Source organism: Gordonia otitidis NBRC 100426 (genome assembly GCF_000248075.1).
Taxonomy (GTDB): Bacteria; Actinomycetota; Actinomycetes; order Mycobacteriales; family Mycobacteriaceae; genus Gordonia; species Gordonia otitidis.
Map to the genome: position 1 here is coordinate 1 of NZ_BAFB01000075.1, position 21,008 is coordinate 21,008.

Consider the following 21,008-nt stretch of genomic DNA (forward strand, 5'->3'; position numbering starts at 1 on the left):
TCTGGGTGATCAGCGTCGTCGCGCCGATGGTGGTGATCGTCGGACTGATCCTGCTGCAGCGCATCCACTTCATCTCCACGGACGCCGTCGGTTTGCTGCGCCCGATCCTGTGGATGTGTCTCGCGTCATTGGCGTTCAGTCTGCTGGCGATCGTGCGCGTCGTCCGCGCCATCAACGACCCGATCAAGCAACTCCGTGGCGCGCAGACACGAGTCAGCGACGGTGACCTGAACACCTCGGTCAAGATTTACGACGGCTCCGACCTCGGGCTTCTACAGGCCGGATTCAACGACATGGTCGCCGATCTCCGCGAGCGACAACAGTTGCGCAACCTGTTCGGTCGGTACGTCGGCGAGGACGTAGCACGTAAGGCCATAGAGACCGGGACCGAACTCGGCGGCGAGGAGCGCTACGTCGGTGTGCTGTTCGTCGACATCGTCGGGTCGACGCGGCTGGCGGTCAATCGTCCGCCACGAGAGGTCGTCGACCTACTGAACCAGTTCTTCCGCGTCGTCGTCGCGGTCGTCGGACGCCACGGTGGATTCGTGAACAAATTCCAGGGCGACGCCGCGCTCGCGATCTTCGGCGCGCCCCTGAATCTCGACGATTTTGCGGGTAAGGCACTTGCCGCAGCCCGGGAGATGCGGCAGGAACTCTACGAGACGCTGGGCGACACCGACATCGGCATCGGGGTGTCGGCGGGCAAGGCGATCGCGGGCCATATCGGCTCGGAACAGCGCCTCGAGTACACGGTGATCGGTGACCCGGTCAACGAGGCCGCCCGCCTGACCGAACTGGCCAAGGACGAACCGACCCGCGTACTCGGTTCAGCCCGCGCGGTGTTCCTCTCATCCACGGAAGAGGCGAAGAACTGGGACATCGGCGAGGGCGTCGAACTCCGCGGACGGGGCATCGAGACGCTGCTGGCCCGCCCACACCTGTCGCCGTACCGGCGGTAGCGGCGTGGTTTCGACACGGCAGCTCGCTGCGCTCGCGGCCTGCTCAACCAGCGGGGGTACCCGTTGATCGAGCCCACCCGTTGATCGAGCCCCACCCGTTGATCGAGCTTGTCGAGATCAGTCCTCGGCCGGCGGTGCTTGTTTCTTTGCCGCAGTCTTCTTGGCCGTTGTCTTTTTCGCCGTGGTCTTCTTTGCCGCGGTCTTCTTGGCAGCAGTCTTCTTGGCCGCAGTTTTCTTGGCCGCGGTCTTCTTCGGTGCCGCCTTCTTCTTCGTGGCCTTCTTCGCCGGTCCGCGGGCGCGACGGTCGGCGAGCAGTTCCATCGCCCGCTCAGGTGTGATGGTCGCGACGTCGTCGCCCTTGCGAAGGCTGGCGTTGGTTTCACCGTCGGTGACGTACGGTCCGAAGCGGCCGTCCTTGATCACCATCGGCTTGTCGCTGACCTCGTCGTTCTTCTCGAGATCGCGCAGCGGCGGCGCGGCTGCCTGCCGTCCCCGACGCTTCGGCTCGGAGTAGATCTTGAGCGCCTCGTCGAGCGTGATCCCGAAGATCTGATCCTCGTTGGCCAGCGACCGTGAGTCGGTGCCCTTCTTCAGATACGGCCCGTAGCGGCCATTCTGCGCGGTGATCTCGTCACCCGACTCGGGATCGGCACCGACGACACGCGGCAATGAGAGCAGCTTGAGCGCGTCGTCGAGCGTCACCGTCGAGATGTCCATCGACTTGAACAGCGAACCGGTCCGCGGCTTGGGACCCGCCTTCTTGGCAGCCTTCTTCGCGGTCTTTTTGGCAGCGGTCTTGGTCGCGGTGCCCCCGCCGCCCGCTGGTGCGTCGTCGAGCGGCACCACGCCACCCTCACCGCCGTCGCGTGGGGTCGGACCCGCAGGGATCGTGGCAGGCGCAGCCCCGCCCGAATCGCCGTCGTCCTCATCGGGGAGGATCTCCGTCACGTACGGGCCGAAACGCCCCTCCTTCGCGACGATCTCGTGGCCGCTGACCGGGTCGACGCCGAGCGACCGGCCTTCCTGAGGTGTCGAGAACAGCTTCTCGGCGACCTCGAGCGTGAGCTCGTCGGGAGTCATGTCCGCGGGCAGGTTGGCCCGCTGCAGATCCGGCTCCGCATCCGACGCCGTGGCGGTGGCATCCGCCCCGCTCCCGGCGGTGACATTCGCTCCGCTCGCTGCGCTCCCGGAGGCGAGATTCCGTTCGAGGTAGGGCCCGAATCGACCGACCCGCACGTACACCGGACGTCCCTGCTCGTCGTCGAACAGCTTGATCGAGTTGACCTGGCGAGCATCGATCTCCTCGAGGTTCACCCCGACGAGCTTCTTCAAACCCCCGTGCTTGGCGATGTCGGAGCCTGAGATTTCTGGTTGCTCGCCCTGCGTGCCGGTGGTCGATTCGTCTGCAGCCTTGTCGCCGAAGTAGAACTCGGTCAGCCAGCGGGTGCGGTTCTCGTTGCCGTTGGCGATCTGGTCGAGGTCGTCCTCGAGCGACGCCGTGAAGTCGTAGTCGACGAGGTTCTCGAAGTACGCCTCCATCAGCCCGACGACAGCGAACGCGATCCACGACGGCACCAGCGCGCTGCCCTTTTTCACGACGTAGCCGCGGTCCTGGATGGTCCCGATGATCGACGCGTAGGTCGACGGTCGGCCGATCCCGAGCTCTTCGAGCACCTTGACCAGCGACGCCTCGGTGTAGCGCGCGGGCGGGTTGGTGGAGTGCCCGTCGGCCTCGAGGTCGGTCGCGGTGAGGTGCTGTCCCTCGGTCAGCTGCGGCAGGCGCGTCTCGGCGTTGTCGGCCTGACCACCGGCCTGCTCGTCGACGGTCTCGACGTATGCCGAGAGGAAACCGGGGAACGTGATGGTCCGGCCCGACGCCGCGAAGGTGCAGCGCTCACCGTTGCCGCCTGGACCGCTCGCCGTTCCGGCGATACGAAGGCTCAACGTGGTTCCGCGCGCGTCGGCCATCTGCGATGCGACGGTCCGCTGCCAGATCAGCTCGTAGAGGCGGAACTCGTCGGCCTCGAGCTGGCCGGCCACCTGCCCCGGGGTTCGGAATGTCTCACCCGCGGGACGGATCGCCTCGTGCGCCTCCTGCGCATTCTTGACCTTGCGGTTGTACTGCCGCGGCGTTGCGTGTACGAACTCGGCGCCGTAAAGGTCTCGGGCCTGGGCACGCGCAGCGTTGATCGCCGACTCACTCAACGTCGTCGAGTCGGTACGCATGTAGGTGATGTAGCCGTTCTCGTACAGCCGCTGTGCGATGCGCATCGTGCGATCGGAGGTGAAGCGCAGCTTGCGACCGGCCTCCTGCTGCAGCGTCGAGGTCATGAACGGTGCATACGGCTTGCGCGTGTAGGGCTTCTCCTCCACCGACGTGACCGTCATGTCGGCGCCGTCGAGGGCCGTGGCCAGCGCGGTCGCCCGCTCGCGATCGAGCACGACGACACCGTCCGCGCGCTTCAGGTTGCCTCGCGAATCGAAGTCGCGGCCTGCCGCGACCCGCGCGTCGTCGACGGACACCAACCGCGACGAGAAGGTGCGCGGCGTCGTCGACTCACCGGCGTCGAGCGTCGCGTCGACGTCCCAGTACTCCGCCGACACGAAAGCCATGCGCTCCCGCTCGCGTTCGACGATGATGCGCGTCGCGACCGATTGCACGCGGCCCGCCGACAGCTTCGGCATGACCTTCTTCCACAGCACGGGTGAGACCTCGTAGCCGTAAAGGCGGTCGAGGATGCGCCTGGTCTCCTGAGCGTCGACGAGGTCGATGTCGAGGTCACGCGGGTTCTCTGCCGCAGCGCGGATCGCGGGTTCGGTGATCTCGTGGAACACCATGCGCTTGACCGGGATCTTCGGCTTGAGCGTCTCGAGCAGATGCCAGGCGATGGCCTCGCCCTCACGGTCGCCGTCTGTGGCGAGATAGAGTTCGTCGACGTCCTTCATCAACGACTTCAGTTCGGAGACCGTCGACTTCTTGTCTGCCGAGACCACGTACAGCGGCTCGAAATTGTCGTCGACGTTGACACCGAGTCGCGCCCACGGTTGACCCTTGTACTTCGCCGGTACGTCGGCAGCTCCGCGCGGCAGGTCACGAATGTGTCCGCGCGACGACTCCACGACGTAGTTGCCCCCCAGATACCCCGCGATCTTGCGCGCCTTCGTCGGCGACTCGACGATCACGAGTCGTCGGATCGCGTCTCCCGTGTGGGGTGCTGTGGTGCTGGTCTCGGCCAACGGGTGTCCTTCGCTTTGGACCTGCCCGTCGTGTGCCGGTCGGCCGACGGGTGAGGTCTCGTCTCGTCTGAGGTTTGTACCTTATGTATAGCGCCATTTGCACATCAGAATTTGCGATGAGCGACCATTCGGCCCCGCACTCGACGACGCCGTCCATCAAAACGCCAGGTCAGTACCGAATATGCCGAGGGCGAACGAATGTGGCGTTCGTCAGTCCCCGCTATCCGGCCACGCAGCGCGTGCTCCCGGATACGAGGGCGCCTCACCAACGTACTCACGGAGGCGGGCGAGTCGACGCCGACCCGAGATCCGCAATGCAGGCGAGTGGATTCGTGTGCCAACCAGAGTAGGGGCAATACCGGTTCGCATCAGCGCAGTCGCGAGCTGGGCGTGAGTGTCCGGCGCGTGCGGGTCGAGTCCGAGTTGGTAGTGCCCGGCGTCGTGGGAGCCTGCCGCGATGGTCCAGAGCCGCAGCGCACGCGCACTCGGCACCCATCCGTTCGGAACGGCCTTCACCGCACCTCGCGACCATGTGGCGTGGAGGGCGTCGAGGAGCGGGGTGACCTGACTGCGGGCGAGCGGGTTTCCCTCGTCGGATTCCGAGACCTCGGTGTCGAGGCCGCATGCGCGCATCTCCTCGACGACGGCGCCGGCCCGCCACGGTGCGGAGAGCACGATCGATACGCGCGTACCACCCACACCGGAGCCGCTACCGGCAACGCGCGACGACTGTCCGTGCGCTGCGAGAAGGCCGCCGAGGTCGTCGAGTGACGGCTCGTCGAGTTCCGCCGAGAAGAACGCCAATTGGCCCACGGCACGAGATTACTGTGCCGCACCGGCGCCGGTCGGGAGGTGCGCAGAACTCGGGGTGGGACTGCTGATGGATGTGCGGGTCAGGACAACGCAACGCTCCCGCCCTCATGAGAGGACGGGAGCGTTGTGTCGATCAAGCTCGTCAGATGAGCCGAAGTCTCAGACGGCGCGGACGCCGGTCGCCTGCGGACCCTTGGTGCCCTGTCCGACCTCGAACTCCACGCGCTGGTTCTCCTCGAGGGTACGGAATCCGTTGCCCTGGATCTCCGAGTAGTGGACGAACACGTCGTCATTGCCCTCGTCGGGAGCAATAAAGCCGAAGCCCTTCTCCGCGTTGAACCACTTCACAGTCCCCTGTGCCATTCCTGCAATCCTTTACATACATTCAAACTGTCCCGACACGCTGGTCACGTGTCGCGGCCGGTCGTACCGCCATACCTCGGAGAACGCGGATGGGAGAGTTCGTGGACGAACACCGCTCCGCCTGACAACTTCAGTACCACGGCTGCAACCCGATCCCGCGCGATCACCGCAATGAGCGATGGCCGCCCGGGAGCTGCGGCCGAGATCAGTCAATCATGTTCGTGGCGACTTGGATAGTCGTCGCAATCACTCTGAGTCAAAACCACCCGATTTTCGGCGCTTCGAGACCGAAAGGTAACATCAGGTGCACTGAAATCCGGCCGCCCATAGGACATAATCACGAGCTCGAACCCGTTGGGTCCTCGGACACCGAGATCGCCCGGTCACCACGACATTTCGTCTATGCACCACTCCACTTTCGGCACCGAACTTCTTCGGCGCTCGCTCGCCGGTACCGATCCGGACTCCAGTCCGGTAACCCACCTCTCGGTAATCGATTCCCGCCCACCGACTTTCGCGCCATGGCCTGAATGGTTGTCAGACGAGGTACGCAGCGCACTGATCGATAGTGGAATCACGCAACCGTGGATTCACCAGACGGTGGCCGCGGATCATGTATTCAAAGGTCGGCATGTATCGATTGCCACCGGAACAGCATCTGGCAAATCATTGTCGTACCAGATGCCAATTCTGACGACTCTTCTCGCCGAACCACAGTCGACCGCACTGTATCTGAGTCCGACCAAAGCACTCGGTGCCGATCAACTCAAGGCACTCACGTCGATCATCTCCGGACGCCGAGACTTTGTTCATCTTCAACCGTGCGCCTACGACGGCGACACCGAGACCGAGATCAGGCAGTGGGCGCGAGCGCATTCACGGTGGATCTTCACCAATCCCGACATGCTGCACCTCGGCATTCTCACCGGCGTCGCCACGCCCGGCACGCACACCGGCGGCCCGTCGCGTGGGCAGTGGCGACAGTTCTTCGCGCACCTGCGCTACGTCGTCGTCGACGAATGTCACCACTACCGCGGGGTGTTCGGGTCGAACACGGCGATGGTGTTGCGTCGATTGCTTCGTCTGGCACGTGCGTGCGGGTCGGAGCCGACGGTGATCGCCGCCAGCGCCACCGTCGCGGATCCGGCCGCAGCGCTCGAACGACTCATCGGCGAGCCTGCCGTCGGTGTGACGCACGACGGATCGCCGCGGGGCGAACGTACCGTCGCACTGTGGGAGCCCGACTTCCTGCCGGGCGTGACCGGCGAGAACAACGCTCCGGTACGCCGATCCGCGGGCGCCGAGTCGGCGCGCCTGTTGGCCGACTTCGTCATCGAGGGCGCGCGCACACTGAGCTTCGGACGAAGCAGACGCGGCGTCGAGATCACAGCGTTGGGTGCCCGTAATCTACTGGCGCACAGCGCTCCCGAGCTCGTGGAGAAGGTCGCCGCCTACCGGGCGGGGTACCTGGCGGACGATCGGCGTCGGCTGGAGACGGCCATCTCCGACGGAAGTCTTGTCGGAGTCGCCACCACCAATGCACTCGAACTCGGCGTCGACATCACCGGACTCGACGCAGTGATCATCGCCGGTTACCCGGGCACCATCGCGTCGTTCTGGCAGCAAGCGGGACGTGCTGGCAGACAACGTGAATCAGGTGACGCCCTCGTGGTGCTCGTCGCCCGCGACGATCCGCTCGACACCTATCTGGTGCATCACCCGCACGCACTGCTCGACACCCCGGTCGAAGCACCCGTCATCGACCCGACAAATCCCTACATCCTCGCACCCCACCTGCTGTGTGCGGCAACCGAGTATCCGTTGGGCGACAACGAGATCGAACGGTGGGGAGCGAGCGAGGCAGTGGCCGAACTCGCCGCGGACGGCCTGCTCCGCAAACGCAAGGCGGGCTGGTATCCCGCGGCGGGCGTGGAACCCCACGGCGACATCGACATTCGCGGCGGCATCGGCGGGCAGGTACTCATCGTCGACCAGTCGTCATCGGAGTTGCTCGGCACGGTCGACGCCGGTCGCGCACCGGCGACGGTGCATCCGGGTGCCGTCCACATCCACCAGGGCGAAAGCTACGTCGTCGACGAACTCGACCTCGAGGAGGGGCTTGCGCTGGCGCACCCCGAGGAACCCGACTGGACCACGTCGGCACGTGAGACCACCGAGGTGTCGGTGACATCGGTGATCGAATCGAGGTCGTACGGGCCACTGTCCGTCGCCTTCGTCGCCGTCGACGTGAGCCATCAGGTGGTGGGTTATCTGCGGAAGCTTCCGTCCGGCGAAGTGCTCGACGCGGTCGAACTCGACATGCCGCGGCAGACCCTGCACACGCGCGCGGTCATGTACACGTTGACCCCGGAGACCCTCGCCGACATCGGCATCGATGCGACGCGACTGCCCGGCGCCCTGCACGCCGCCGAGCACGCCGCCATCGGCCTGCTCCCCCTCGTCGCGACGTGCGACCGGTGGGACATCGGCGGACTTTCGACCAACCTGCATCCCGACACGGGACTACCGACCGTTTTCGTCTACGACGGCTACCTGGGCGGCGCCGGCTTTGCCGAACGCGGGTTCGGCGAGTTCGCGACCTGGATCGCCGCGACCGCGGATGCCATCGCCGATTGCGGCTGCGAGCTGGGCTGTCCGTCGTGCGTGCAGTCACCCAAGTGCGGTAACGGCAACGAACCGCTCGACAAGGCCGGCGCCCTGGACGTACTGCGATCTATCACACACCTGATCCGGGGTATGACTCACCTCGCAAGCTGAGTCATTCGTCCACGCGCTTGCGGCGATTCGTCCTTTCTGGCAGTCCGCCGTGCACAGTCATCGGCGGTGAGGCGCCGGGATGTGGCGACGGCCCCCCAACCGTCGGCGTCCGCATCGAGACGTCGACGTCTCGACTGCACGCCACCGGTTTCAAGGAGTGACAATGACGAACGCTGCCGTTCGCCCTCGGGCGAGCATGATGGCCCTCGCCGGGGTCTCCGTGGCGAGCGCCGCGGTGATCGGGGCCGTCCCATCGATGAGCCAGGCAGCCACATACGCCACGGCCTCGCCCGCGGCCACGGCGCTGAACACCGCCACTACGACAGCGGCGGCCACACTCGCCGGCGCAGCACCTGCGGCCGCCACCAATCCGCTCGCGATTTATCAGACGGTGCTCGCCAAGGCTCAGACCGCCATCGACAAGCTGCAGAAGACAGCCCCCAAAGACGAGTACCCGATTCTCACCCAGTTGCTGGCGAACCAGAGTGCGCTTGTCGACGGAGTCGTCGACGGTGCGGTCGCCGGAGAATGGACTCACGGGGCGGCTCCGGACTTCTCGTCACTGCAAACCCAGATCCAGGCGGTTCTCGACGGTTTCGACGTCGCTGGCACCGTGATCAAGGACAACGTGACGAAAGCACTCGGGGAGCAACTCCCCAAGCTGCTCGACGCTGTATCGACGTCACTTGCCACAGGTGACATCGAAGGAGCGATGAACAACCTGATGATGGCGGTCATCACGCCCGTATACGCACTGATCAAGCCGGGAGTGAACGGCGGTGCGACGGCGTCGCTCCTACAGATCCTCAACATCCCGCTCAACGCCGGGCTTCTCGCGGCCGGCGTGATTCCCAACGCCGACATCGCCGGCGCGGTGTCACAACCACTGAAGAACGCGTCGAAGGTGCTCGATGTCGTGCTCAAGGACGACTTCAACTACATCGGCATGGGCCTCATCAGCCCGGTGGCGGGCGGACTCGGCGGCTTCGGTCGTGGTGTGCAGAACGTGGTGAACGCGCTGGGAGACAACGACCTCGATGCTGCGCTGAATGCGCTGATCCAGGCGCCTGCCATCACGCTCGACGGCTTCCTGCACGGTGGCTACGGACCGAGTGTCGCCGGCCTGGTCGGCTTCGGCGACAGCCTCCGCGTGGTCAGCGGTGGTCTGCTCGGCGGACCGATGCAACTCTTCGGCAAAGACGCGGACGGCAACCGCGCGGCCATCCTGCCGGGCACCGGATGGGTACTGCAGAGGATCCAGCAGGACATTCTGAAGGCCATCACGCCGGTTCCGCCCAAGACCGTCAGCGCCGACATGGGCGCGCTGGTGAAGGCACAGACCGCCGACAACACGGTGCTGCCGACGGTGACCGTCGCCGATGCACCCGGCACTCCCGGCAACGCCGCCGACGAGTCCGCAGCTACGAGCCGATCTGCCGACGCCACAAGCGATCACACGGATTCGACCTCGCAATCATCGAGCGCCGACAAGTCCAACTCACCGGCCTCCACCGCCACCGCGCCGACGACCTCGACATCCGAGTCCGGTACGAACTCCGCGATAGGCGGCGACGTGAAATCCCCGGCCGTCGAGTCCCCGAGCGGCGGCAGTTCGTCCGATGCTTCACCGTCGACGTCGAACGACACGTCATCGAGCAGCACTCCACCGAGCAGCACGTCGTCGAGCAGCACGTCGAACGACACGTCGGTGAGCGGTACACAGTCGAGCAGCACGTCGGTAGGTACCGCCTCGTCGTCGACAAGTGGTTCCGCCACGAGGAGTTGATCGCACCCCCTCTATCAGTATCTCGGCGCCCGCGACCTCTTGTCGTGGGCGCCGAGTTGTGGGCCACAAGCTGAGTCATACGGCTACGCGCTTCCAGATTCCGACTCAATTTGTTGCGCTAACGATGCATTCTCGACGTCGACGCGTCCGGGTGGTGACGGGACGCGGTGGAGCGGCGGACGGTCGGGGGCCGACGCGGATCAGACCTCTGTCACCGCTGACTAGGAGTGAGCATGAGAAACGTTGCCGTTCGCCCGGGGGTGGGCGCACTGGCCCTCGCCGGAATGTCCGTCGCGAGTGCGGCGGTGATCGCAGCAGTACCGACCATGAGCCAGGCGGCGACGATCGCCGACAAGCCCGTGACAGCGTCGTCACCGGCTCGCATTGCTCTGTCCGGGTCCACGGGCATAGCGGCGCTCGCCTCCGAGGCCGCGGTCGACCCGGCCGGGATCTACGCCGACGCCGTCGAGCGGGCACTCGCGAACATCAAACAACTGCAGGCCAATTCGTCCGACAAGGCATTCCCGATCCTGAGCCAGGTGTTGCAGAACCAGCTCAACCTGATCACCGGCGTCGCCGGCGGGGTCGCCGACGGCAAGTGGACGACAGGCAAGTCGCCCGACTTCGCTGCCCTGTGGAAGGAAGCAACCGCATCGGTCACCGACCTCGGCACGGGGCTGACGGGCGCGGGACAGGACGTGGCCGACGCACTGCGCGACGACGTTCCGCCGCTGCTCGAGGCGGTCACCGATGCGCTACGGGCGGGCGACATCGAATCCGCGATGAACAACATGCTGATGGTCGCGGTGGTTCCGATCTTCGCGGCGATCAATCCCTCGTCGGGCCCGTTGCTGCCTGCGCTCGGGAAGATCCTGGACGTGCCGCTCGATCTGGGTCTGGCACTGGCCGGAGCGGTTCCCAACGATCAGATCAGTGCGGCATTGTCCGAACCGTTCAACGCGGGCAAGCGGGTCGTCGGCCAACTCCAGGAAGTCGCTCTGTTCGCGGGCATGGGCATCATCAGCCCGCTCGGTGGCGGCATCGGTGCCCTTGGGCACGCCGTCCAGACCGTCGTCGACGGCGTTGCTGCCGGGGATATGGATGCTGTCGCCTCTGCACTGCTGCAGGCGCCGGGAGTCATGCTCGACGGTCTCCTCAACGGCGGCTACGGCCCGAGCGTCGGCGACATGATCGGCCTCGGCGACTACCCGGTGGTCAACGGCGGCCTGCTGGGTCCGAAACTGAACATCACGTTCGACGACGGCGAGATCAAGATCTTCCTGCCGGGCACACTCGGTGCGCTGCAGTACATCCAGGGCAGAATCGCCGACGCCCTGGCGCCCCAGAGCTCGTCGACGTCCTCGTACACGGTCGACGCATCGGCCGTCGCAAGCTCACCCGTCGTCGCGACGTCGGGTGAGAAGTCACACGAAGCCGCCGACTCTGCCTCAGCAGCATCGGATTCCGCAGTCACTTCGGATTCGACAATCACATCGGAGTCGACTTCCGTACCGGAATCTGCCGTGCCGTCGAACTCGCCGTCCACAACGTCGACATCCGACGATCCGGCGTCGAACGATGCCGACCGGGAACGCACCGACTCGAGTAGCGCCGAGTCGGACAACGCCACATCGCAGACGGCGACCATGCCAGAAACTGCCGCGACGGACACCCCGGACGCCGGCATCTCCGAGACCGGGCAGTCCTCCGCCGGGGATTCCGCGAGCGAGAAAGCTTCGCCCGAGTCTGCTACCCCGGCACCCAGCGATTCGGCGGACGCAGGGTCGGCGTACCGCGGAGCGGCAGAGAGTGGCCGCACTTCGGCGGAGCCTCCCGCGTCCTCGAACGCATCTCCCACCACGGCTAGCGCGGCGAGCACCAGCGGATCGTCTGGCGGATCTGCGTCGGACTGACCCGCGATCTGGTGCCCACGACCTGCTCGGGAAGGTCGTGGGCACCGTCGCATGTCTGTCCTGCCCGCACGGTCACCAACCCGGACAATTCGCCACCGTCGCTGTGGTCTATCTTGTGATTCGTACTGACAAGTAACTTGACTCACATGCACGGGTGGTGATCGGTGGAGTCACACGGTCTCGTCGGGCGCGACAATGTGCTGGCGCAGTTGGCCGAATTCGTCACGTCCACGACGGACCACTCCGCAGCACTCGTCGGCGTGGCGGGGACCGGACTCACCACCCTGCTGCTCGCGACGGAACGTATGGCAGCCGACGCGGGGACACGCGTCGTACGAATCGACGCGAGAGAGGGTTCCCACGCGGCGCTGACAGCGGTGGCCGCGGAACTTCGCGACTCCGCCGATCCTGTCCCGGTGCAACCCACGCGGTGCGGGGACGACTCGGACGCAACCGACATCACATCGCGCCAGATGCTCCTGAGCCTGGCACGCACGACACGTTCTGATCGCCTGATGATCTGTCTCGACGACGCCGACAGGCTCGACGACGCTGCCGCGCAGACCCTCTCCTATCTGAGTCGCCGACTTGCGGGAACCGGGGTCAAACTGGTCACGGCATGCTCGCCCGGTGCCGTCGGCTTGCCCAGACACGCAGTCGACGTCGCGCTGCCGATCACTTCGCTAGACGGGCATGCGTCAGATCTGTTCCTGCGACAGCATTTTCCTACAATCGACGCCCCCACGCGACGTTCTATCACTCGCCGCTCCGACGGCCTTCCGCGTGAACTCGTTCGTGCCGGTTACCTCGCGATCGCAGCGACCTCGTCGGCGACAGTCGGGAGCGAACACGCCGGTGTGGGACTCCGCAACGATGGAAGCCCCGACCTGCTACAGCGCTGCGCAGCGCAAGCACTGCGACACGGCGATTCCCACACCGCCGCAAAGACGTTCAGACTCAGTGCCGCCAGCACCGTCGATCCTGCTGCGAAGGCTCGGCGACTTGCTGCTGCGTCGGCGCTCGTGTCCGCCGCGAACGCCGACATCCCCACCGCCACATCTCTTCTCGAGCAGGCGCTCCGTGTCGACCCGAGTGCGACCCGGTCACTCGAGGCGGTCGTTGCACGCTCATATCTGTCGGCGAAGGCCCCCGAATCCATCCGTGAGGCGCAGCGCACGTTCGCGACAGCGATCCGCGCGCACCCGCCGGGCCCCGGCGATCGCATGCTCGACGACGCGCTCTGGTCACTTCTGCAACTGTGCCATCTCGGTGACCGGCCCGAGTTCTGGGCGGACTTCGCGGCACTCGTCGCACAGCATGAAGCTGTGGCGCCCGAGTGGGCACGCGTTGCGGCACAGATGTGTTCGAGTTCCCCGGCATCAGCGGACCCTCTCGACAACTGGCTCGATCGACTCATCGCCACACTGCAGCACACCGCGGACGCGGCCGACATAGTGCGCAGTGCGTTCGTCGCCACCTCCCGCAGTAGTAGCTACTGGTGGCGTGCAGCACTGCACAGGGTGTGGTCGGATCCACGGTCATCCGTGACGTCGTCGGTGTGCGCAGCATGGATGCTCGGTTCGCACTATCTCGGTGCGGGTCGCTGGGACGAGGCACAGCGAATACTCGACGACGGAATGGCCCTGTGCGCGGCGTCGGGTCTGCAACTGTACGCGCACGCCTACCTGGCACGATCGCGCCATCTGTTGGCTGCCTACCGCGGTGAACTCGACATCGCACTGCTCACGAGCACCGCCCCCGGTTGGATGGCCAACGGTGTCGGCGTCATGCGGCATCGAAACCTTCTGTACGCCGCAGCAGCGATCGGTACCGGCAATCCACGACGAGCACTACGACTGCTCCGCGCAGGAAAGGACGGGCCGGTCGACATCATCGCCCGCGGCGACCGCGGAATGATCGATCTGGCCGAAGCCGCGCGGGAAACCGGATCACAGTCGGCCACGCGGGCAATACTCGCAGGGCTGAGCGACGTCGCCGACACCGCGGACCCTCGCCTGTCCTTTCTGCGCTTGTGTTCGTCTGCGATCCTCACCGACGACAGCGAGGTGGCTGCGCGCGCTGTCGGTACTCCCGGCGCCGATCGCTGGCCGTTCGACCTCGCGCGAGTGCGTTTGCACCTCGGTCACCGGTTGCGCATGAGCGGCGATGTCCGAGCCGCGAGAGAGCAACTCCACCAAGCGCTCTCGACCTTCACCGTGCTGGGAGCCGGACACTGGTCGGCACGCGCGAGCGGTGAACTGCGCCTGCTCGGCGAGCCGGTTGCCGCCATCTCGTCGGTTGGCTCGTCTCCCCAGATCTCTGCGACCGCGCGACGCATCGCAGAGATGGCGGTGTCGGGAATGTCGAACCGCGCCATAGCATCCCGGATGGGCATCTCCCCGAGCACGGTCAGCAGTCACCTCTCACACGTTTACCGTGCCGTGGGCGTACGGTCTCGTACCGCGTTGCGTGACTGCGCAGTGTTCGCCTGATCTGGCGACACCGAATCACCCGGCCTCTCGCGCCCTGGGCCGTCGTTTCGCCGGCCTACCTCGACGCGGCAAGAGCGTCGCGCAACTCCACGCGAGACGCGACACCCAATTTGGCGTAGATCCGGTACAGGTGGTTTCCGACCGTTCGGTGAGAGATGTCGAGGCGCTCGGCAACCTCCTTGTTCGACAGCCCTGACGTCACCATCGACGCGATACGCCGCTCGTATGCGGTCAAAGCAGGCTCATCCACGGATACGTTGCGCGTGGGGGCGGTGGCGTCGAGCTCCGCCTGCGCCCGCGCAGCCCACGAGGTCGCACCGAGCGACTCGAACGTCGACCGCGCAGCCTCGAGGTGGCGTCTCGCTGCGACGAGCTCTTGTCCACGACGCAGCTCCATGCCGTAGGTGCACTGGATGCGCGCGTACTCGAACACCCACTGCTCCGCCCCGGGAACTGCGAGTGCCTGCTCGAACAACCGACGCGGGTCGCTGCTGCTGACGAGTGCTCGGCATGCGAGGTGGATCATCGCCGTCCGGGACGAGATTCGCCACAGCTGCATCTCGTCCATGGCAGCGACATGTGCTCGCGCCTCGTCGTCGCGGCCTGTGCGTGTCGCCGATCGAACGACATCGAACGCTACCGTTGCCGACATCGTGACGTAGGGGTCGAGCTCTGCGACGGGGCTGACAGCAGTCGCATGGATGTAGACCGAGCCCACATCTCCTTGCCCACCGGCGACCAGCGCCCGCAGGTGTTCAGCGAGTCGGATGAACACGAATGCGCGTCGCGGAAGGGCCCAGGAGCACATGCGAGCGGCCAGATCCTCCACCTCGTCGACGTTTCCTCGCGCGGCGGCGACCGTGCCGAGCACATAGTCGGCGAGCCATCCGAGATAAGCGCGCCGGTCGACATCGCAGACATACCTGGCCTGCTGCGCCAGTTCCGTCGTCCTGTCCCATTCACCCCGGTGGAAAGCGTCCTGCGCGAGCAACAACATCGCCCAGACGGCAGCGATCGACGCGCCGACAGGAGTGCGAAGATTACTGCGGATACCGCTGTCGACAATGCTGACTAGGTCTTCGAGCACTCCGCGGCATTCGTCGATCCGATCGAACGTCGCCGCCATCTCTGCAATCCCGGCGATCCGCAGTGGCGAATCCTCAACCGACAGTCGGGCTATCAGCATGTCGAGGGACTTGCGACGGTCGGTCGACAGCGTCGCCGGCCCATTCCAGATCGCCGACCACAAACTCGACGACGAGGCACCCACGACCTGTCGGTATCCCTCCCACAACGACGTCCGCCCACCGAGCCAGCACAACTCACGAAGAGCTTCCACCGCCTCGACGACGAGCGGATCGTCGGGGTCGTGCGGGGCAGTGCGTTCGAGTGCCTCCCGCAGCATCCGATAGGCGGTGTCGACGTCGCCGTCGTCGTCGGTCACGATGATCGCCGACGCTGCGAGTGCGTCGGTCATCGAGTCCTCGAAGTGTCGCTGCCCTGTCTGCATGTCGACGAACATCCGCTGTGCAGCAGCGTGATCGACGCGCGCGGCAATCTGCGTGGCACGCGCGAGTCTGCGATGACGTTCGCGAGGGTCACTGGTCAGCTCGCTCGCACGTCGCAACCGGAACAGGCCTCGGGACCAATTCCCTGTCCACAGATCGGCTTCGCCGTCGCGCTCCAGCCGAGCAGCCGACGCGTCGTCGAACCCCGTGATCACACAGCTCTCGAGCTCGTCCAGGTGCGTCTCGAACCCGTCCGTGGTGGCTCGTCGCGCGCACCGTGCGAGCGAACGATAGGCAGAGGACCGCTCGTCGTCGGTGGCCGCACTCATCAGCGCTGCGCCGAGGAGCGGTCGCCGGAAACGGAATTCGGCTGCACCCGGCCCCGCGGTCGACGCCAACCCGTGCGCCTCGACGAGTCCTGCGCGCGCGGCTGGCGCGATGAGCTCCGGCAACGACGCCCCGTCGAAGGCAGTCACGAGTTCGTCCACTGGCAGAGCAGGGTCGATGACGTGCATCAGGAGCATGCGTCGCGTCGCGCTCGGGAGCACCGGGGTGTCCGGAAACAGTCTGGTGCGCAATGCAGTCGACATCGGTAGCACCGTGGGCAACGACGCCGAGCCGTCGAGCTGATCGTGGCGTAGCTCCGCGGGTAATGCGCGAAGTGCCAGCGGGTTGCCTCCGGCGCTCAGCAGGATGCGGCGCCGAACTTGCGCAGCCATGAGCGGATGAGCTCGGCGCAGCACGACAGCCGCCGCATCGTTGTCGAGCGGTCCGACGTCGATATAGGTGCTCGGCCCTGTGGCGCATCGAATGTCTGTCGACGCCGCGGCCAGCACACCGACCCTCGCCAATCGTGCCGACAGGATGCTCTCGAGGACTACTGCCGACTCCTCGTCGGCGTGGTGCAGGTCGTCGACGACGATGAGAACCGGAGTATCGGAGGCGATTTCGGTGACCAGCGAGAGGACTGCAGACCCGGTCTCCGCTGCGGACGGAACCCGTCCGACGTCGAGTCCGAGTGCGAGGCGAATGGTCGAGACGTAGTCCGGTCGCACATCGGGTCGCCGGGCGTACGCCGGTCCGTCCACATGCTGCAGCAGCAGCACCTGGAGCACTGCGTAGGGCAGGCTCTGTTCGACAGCGACCGCACGCGCATGGAGAACCATCGCACCAGCTCGTCGTGCTTCGTGTGCGGCGGCCGTCACCAGCGCCGTCTTTCCCGTACCGGGCGCTCCCCGGACGAGTGCGTCGCACGGATCGCCGGCGATCACAGCTGCGACGAGATCGGCGAGCGCCGCCTGCTCACCTTCACGACCGATCAGTGACCCGAGCCGCCTCATCTGGCCGCACGCACCTCGGGCGACAGCGTCGGCGACGTTGCCGGACGACTCTGTGACGGTTTCGGTTGACACCCCGTTCATCTCCCGCAGGCCAGACGACATCGACGAGAGCGGACCGGGACAGGCACTCCCCGCAGAGCACCCGACCGCTGCTCACGCAGCCTATCGCGGACATATCGGACCACCCCCGCCGCCTGCGTCATCGCCGGTTGGGCCACTGCCCGATCGAACGGGTGGGGATCTCACCACCCTCGCCGTCGCCACCGATGACCAGCGTATTCGCGGTCTTCGCGGTCTCGGCAGACCGATCGATCCGATTCCTGTGTGGTCGCGCGAAGACTCGAAAAAGACCGAATCCCGCCATGACCTCCTGTCACAGGCTGTTCTCAGGGATACTTGAACGATGCATGAGGGGACCCCCGACCGCGTGACACCGTCGCCACTCATTACCCGTGCGCGTCCCGCGTTCTTCCTGCTGGCGCGCCCGACGGGCTCCGCCGATCAGCTGCCTGCGTCGATCGGCGAGACCGACGTCTTCTTCTCAGAGGCTCAGGCCCTCGACGCGCTCGATATCCACTTCGCGTGGTGCACGGCACGTTTGGATGCCGACCTCGTCGACAACGCGCAGTGGTACCTGCAGAGTGCGATGGTTGGTCCGCGAATCGCCACCGCACTCGGCGAGGTCTACCTCGCTGCCGACAGCGATTCCGGCGACGTCCACGCCGCCGCGGGCGCCTTCCTCACCGAAAGCGAAGTGGTGCACTGGGCGCCCTTTGTCGACGCCGTGCAGCCACGCATCCCCAACACCAGGGGCGAGCGGTTGCGCCTCGCCTATCGGGGTGACGCCGAGGTCTCGTTCTCCCATGTGTGGTTCGCCCCGATGGATTCGACGCGGGTGTACCCCAAGCGCATCCACATCGGCGACGACGCGCTCTGACACCACCATCCCCCTCACGTGTCGGTGCTGCAGATGTCAGGCTTCGCGGCCGCGGGACACTCGCTCACCTGGTGCAACCAGGACGTCTACGGGTCATCGACCGGCCCTGCCCGGGCGCGGGCGGACGCGGCGTGGATTCCCAAGGCCCCCAACGAGACAGATACCCGAGCACCGACAACCACGTCGTCGCCGACGACCTTGCACTCGAACACCTCGGCGCGCGGTCGTTGCTCTCCAACGACCGATCTGGCAGTAGCACACGGATCAGCCCGCGCCGCAACATGATCGGCCGCGGCAGCCAATGCCGCGAGGTCGGCCGCCGACTGCGCTCGGTGCCGCGCCAACGTCGCGGCGCCGACATAGATCACCAACACGAGCAGCGCCGCGATACCGGCGATCGCACCTGCCGCTGCCACGGTCGCGTAGCCGTCGTCGTCGCGAAGCAGCCGGATGTGTCGTATCGACACAGGCAGTCGCTCGGCACACATCCTCTCCGCGCATCGGGGTGACAGGCAGCGACGTGGCCACCTCACCGCGACACTCCGGGCGCGATGATCACCTGATCAGTGCCCTCGGGTTCGGGCACCGCGACCGCCCGCGCCGACAACGTCAATCCCGGCATCATCGGAGCGCTCCGGCGGACGTCGACAACGACCCGGTCGGCCTGCACCGCAATGGAGATCTGCGCACCGGGCACGATCTGCTCACCCACAGCACGCGCGTGATCATCACCGGCAGCCGTCAACCGGGCCACCTCACGCGCAGCATCGGCGCAGCGAATCTGCGCCGTCACCGCGGTGATCACGCCGACCGCCAGGATCACGACCCCACGACAGCCGAAATCGCATACGCCCCTTCGATGGTGACCATCCCCGACTCGTCGTCGACCATCCGTCGCAGACGCATCTCAGCCCACCGACGTGTTGAGCGCCTTGGTGATGATTCCGGTCAACGCACTGACGATGTTGTCGCCGCTGACCACCGTGTACAGAATCGCACCAAAAGCGGCGGCAGCAATCGTGCCTATCGCGTACTCGGCCGTGCTCATCCCCTCGTCGTCGGTCATCAGTCTGGTCAGAGTGGCATTGGTGCGGGTGGTGAATCGTTGCGCCGCGGTACGGGTGGCATCGTTGATCTTCATGGGTCGACCTTTCATTCGGGTGGAACTGATTGGTGTGGTGGTGCTTTGACGTTGAGACCCCGGCGAGAGATCCATCGGGTTGGAAAAACCTGGCGACGTCTCGACGGAGTGCATGTCTAGAGCCCGGCGAGCGTGGTGCCTGCCAGACCGATCACCACGGGCACGATGCCGAGACAGACGAACGCGGGTAGGAAGCACAGACCGAGCGGACCGCTCACCAGCACACCGGCGCGCTCGGCGCGTGCATGCGCATCGTCGTGAGCGCGACGCCTGGTCTCCGTGGCGAGTTCGGATACCTGCACCGACAGCGCCGACCCCGCCCTCGCCGACCGGCGCGCGAGCATCGACAACTGCTCGAAATGATCCGCCGCGCCTTTTTTGCGACGAGCACCCTCACCCACCGGTTGCGTCGACCACGCGCGCTCGGGTTCGGCACCGAGTTCGAGGAGTTCCGCGGTCTCCGTCAGCGGCCGCGCCAATGCCGCAGGCGCTGTGTGCGAAACCGCGACCGCCGCTGCTGGCACCGTGAGCCCCGCACGCAGGCACACCGCGAACAGGTCGAGCGCCGCCGCCACGGCGAATGGGTCGTCGACGTCACGCGATGCACCGAGCCACCGTGGTTCACCTCGCGGGCGCACGGGAGGCTCGACCACCCGATACAGCAACCAGCGCTGGGGCGGCAGAAGCCATGCTGCGGCGGCGAGCAGCATCAACGCCAGCGATGTCGCCGTCATCCGCGCACGACCTTGTCGGTGATGCGCTCGGTCCAGATCATGCCCGCAGCCACCAGTGCGGTCCCGATCACCAGCAGCGCACCACCGAGACCTCCGCCGAGAAGCACCTGAACGGGCTGCGCGCCGGTTGCCTGACCCAGACCGATTCCGAGGAGAGGCAATCCGGCCAGCACAACCGCAGTCGCCCTCGGCCCGGCGAGCCCGGCGCGAGTGCGCTCGGTGAATGCGCGTCGCGCGACCAGATCGGCTCGTAGCGCCTCGAGCAGGTCCGCCATGGGGACCCCCGATGCTCAGCGGTCTGCCACGCGACCGCGATACGCCGCCATGACTGCAACGTCGACGTCGAGGCGGACTGCCGGGACCGTGAAACGCCATGCGCGTCGTCCTGGTCGACGACGATGCGACCGCCCAGCTCGGCGCGAGCCGCCAATACCGTAAGCCCCTCGGCGACCTCGCAGGTCGCACCGCGCTGACGCGAGAGCTCCTGTGCTGCCTCAGCACACGCGCGAGCCGGGGGTGCCCCCACGGAAAGTTCGGCGATCATCAACCCCAATGCGGTCAGCATGTCGTCGCGCTGTTCCTCGTGTTCGGCCGTCCGACGCCTACGCCGACGCAGCCAGACGACAAGTGCCACGACGATCGACGACGCCCCTGCGCCTGCGAACCCGCCCACCGACAGCGCCACGATCGGCGCGCAGAGCAGAACGAGCACGGCCGGGGACACACGGATTCGTTGTGCACCAACGCGTCCGGCCACCGACTCCATGCGACTCTCGATCCGACTCGCCGGCCACCACGTCACAGCGATCGCGAATGCCGCGAGCACGAGACTCACAGGCGCTCCTCGACGAGTGCGTCGAACTCCGCACGATGCTCGGTGAACCCACTGCTGCGCAACCAGATCGGCAGAATCGTCACCCAGCCCTCGGTGTTGCGCGAGACGAGACCGACCTCGACGACGCCCCGCGCGCCACCGGCGGTCCGACTGACCCCGACGACCACTCGCA

Annotated in this window: 14 protein-coding genes and 1 pseudogene; 6 read left to right on the plus strand and 9 right to left on the minus strand. The window is 66.2% G+C overall.

The genetic code is table 11. From position 1 onward, the window contains the following. The coding region (locus GOOTI_RS06925; protein WP_007237853.1) for an adenylate/guanylate cyclase domain-containing protein at positions 1-959 on the plus strand (959 nt) is incomplete at its 5' end. Between the two features lie 117 nt (positions 960-1,076). On the opposite strand, the gene topA is transcribed toward GOOTI_RS06925, so the two are convergent. From topA to GOOTI_RS06940, 3 genes are all read right to left on the minus strand, one after another. Further along, positions 1,077-4,196, minus strand: a complete 3,120-nt coding sequence (gene topA / locus GOOTI_RS06930; protein ID WP_007237854.1) for a type I DNA topoisomerase — start codon at positions 4,194-4,196, stop codon at positions 1,077-1,079. A 210-nt stretch (positions 4,197-4,406) separates the two neighbouring features. Next, complete coding sequence (locus tag GOOTI_RS06935) at positions 4,407-5,009, minus strand: hypothetical protein (protein ID WP_007237855.1); 603 nt, start codon at positions 5,007-5,009, stop codon at positions 4,407-4,409. 159 nt (positions 5,010-5,168) lie between these two features. Beyond that, positions 5,169-5,372: a cold-shock protein gene (locus GOOTI_RS06940; protein WP_005171662.1), complete on the minus strand. Its 204-nt coding sequence runs from the start codon at positions 5,370-5,372 to the stop codon at positions 5,169-5,171. A 402-nt stretch (positions 5,373-5,774) separates the two neighbouring features. Between GOOTI_RS06940 and sftH the strand changes: the two genes are divergently transcribed. The 4 genes from sftH to GOOTI_RS06960 all read left to right on the plus strand — a co-directional run bounded on the left by sftH (position 5,775) and on the right by GOOTI_RS06960 (position 14,341). After that, complete coding sequence (sftH, locus tag GOOTI_RS06945; protein WP_039993691.1) at positions 5,775-8,150, plus strand: DEAD/DEAH box helicase; 2,376 nt, start codon at positions 5,775-5,777, stop codon at positions 8,148-8,150. 163 nt (positions 8,151-8,313) lie between these two features. Then, positions 8,314-9,936, plus strand: coding sequence for a hypothetical protein (locus GOOTI_RS06950; RefSeq protein ID WP_138985202.1), 1,623 nt, complete (start codon positions 8,314-8,316; stop codon positions 9,934-9,936). A gap of 233 nt (positions 9,937-10,169) precedes the next feature. Beyond that, positions 10,170-11,849 carry a prolipoprotein diacylglyceryl transferase gene (locus GOOTI_RS06955; protein ID WP_039993692.1) on the plus strand — a complete coding sequence of 560 codons (1,680 nt, stop codon included), beginning with the start codon at positions 10,170-10,172 and terminating at the stop codon, positions 11,847-11,849. A 164-nt stretch (positions 11,850-12,013) separates the two neighbouring features. Next, a complete protein-coding gene (locus GOOTI_RS06960; RefSeq protein WP_007237859.1) occupies positions 12,014-14,341 on the plus strand; it encodes a LuxR family transcriptional regulator in 2,328 nt (775 codons plus the stop codon). Positions 14,342-14,396: 55 nt separating this feature from the next. On the opposite strand, the gene GOOTI_RS06965 is transcribed toward GOOTI_RS06960, so the two are convergent. Further along, on the minus strand, positions 14,397-17,270 hold the full coding sequence (locus GOOTI_RS06965) for a helix-turn-helix transcriptional regulator (protein WP_233425440.1): 2,874 nt from the start codon (positions 17,268-17,270) through the stop codon (positions 14,397-14,399). Between the two features lie 322 nt (positions 17,271-17,592). Here GOOTI_RS06965 and GOOTI_RS06970 point away from each other — a divergent pair, with 322 nt between their 5' ends. Continuing rightward, the gene (locus GOOTI_RS06970) at positions 17,593-18,126 is read left to right on the plus strand and encodes a hypothetical protein (protein WP_007237862.1); all 534 of its coding nucleotides are present in this window, start codon (positions 17,593-17,595) and stop codon (positions 18,124-18,126) included. Between the two features lie 86 nt (positions 18,127-18,212). Here GOOTI_RS06970 and GOOTI_RS06975 read toward each other — a convergent pair whose 3' ends face one another. From GOOTI_RS06975 to GOOTI_RS27130, 5 genes and pseudogenes are all read right to left on the minus strand, one after another. Next, positions 18,213-18,614 carry an Rv3654c family TadE-like protein gene (locus tag GOOTI_RS06975; RefSeq protein WP_007237863.1) on the minus strand — a complete coding sequence of 134 codons (402 nt, stop codon included), beginning with the start codon at positions 18,612-18,614 and terminating at the stop codon, positions 18,213-18,215. 41 nt (positions 18,615-18,655) lie between these two features. After that, positions 18,656-19,032: pseudogene (locus tag GOOTI_RS06980) on the minus strand (TadE family type IV pilus minor pilin). A gap of 1 nt (position 19,033) precedes the next feature. After that, complete coding sequence (locus GOOTI_RS06985) at positions 19,034-19,267, minus strand: DUF4244 domain-containing protein (RefSeq protein WP_007237865.1); 234 nt, start codon at positions 19,265-19,267, stop codon at positions 19,034-19,036. A 116-nt stretch (positions 19,268-19,383) separates the two neighbouring features. Beyond that, positions 19,384-20,001: a type II secretion system F family protein gene (locus GOOTI_RS06990; RefSeq protein ID WP_007237866.1), complete on the minus strand. Its 618-nt coding sequence runs from the start codon at positions 19,999-20,001 to the stop codon at positions 19,384-19,386. Further along, positions 19,998-20,276 carry a hypothetical protein gene (locus GOOTI_RS27130; RefSeq protein ID WP_007237867.1) on the minus strand — a complete coding sequence of 93 codons (279 nt, stop codon included), beginning with the start codon at positions 20,274-20,276 and terminating at the stop codon, positions 19,998-20,000. The genes GOOTI_RS06990 and GOOTI_RS27130 overlap by 4 nt, the downstream gene beginning before the upstream one ends. Positions 20,277-21,008 lie beyond the last annotated feature (732 nt).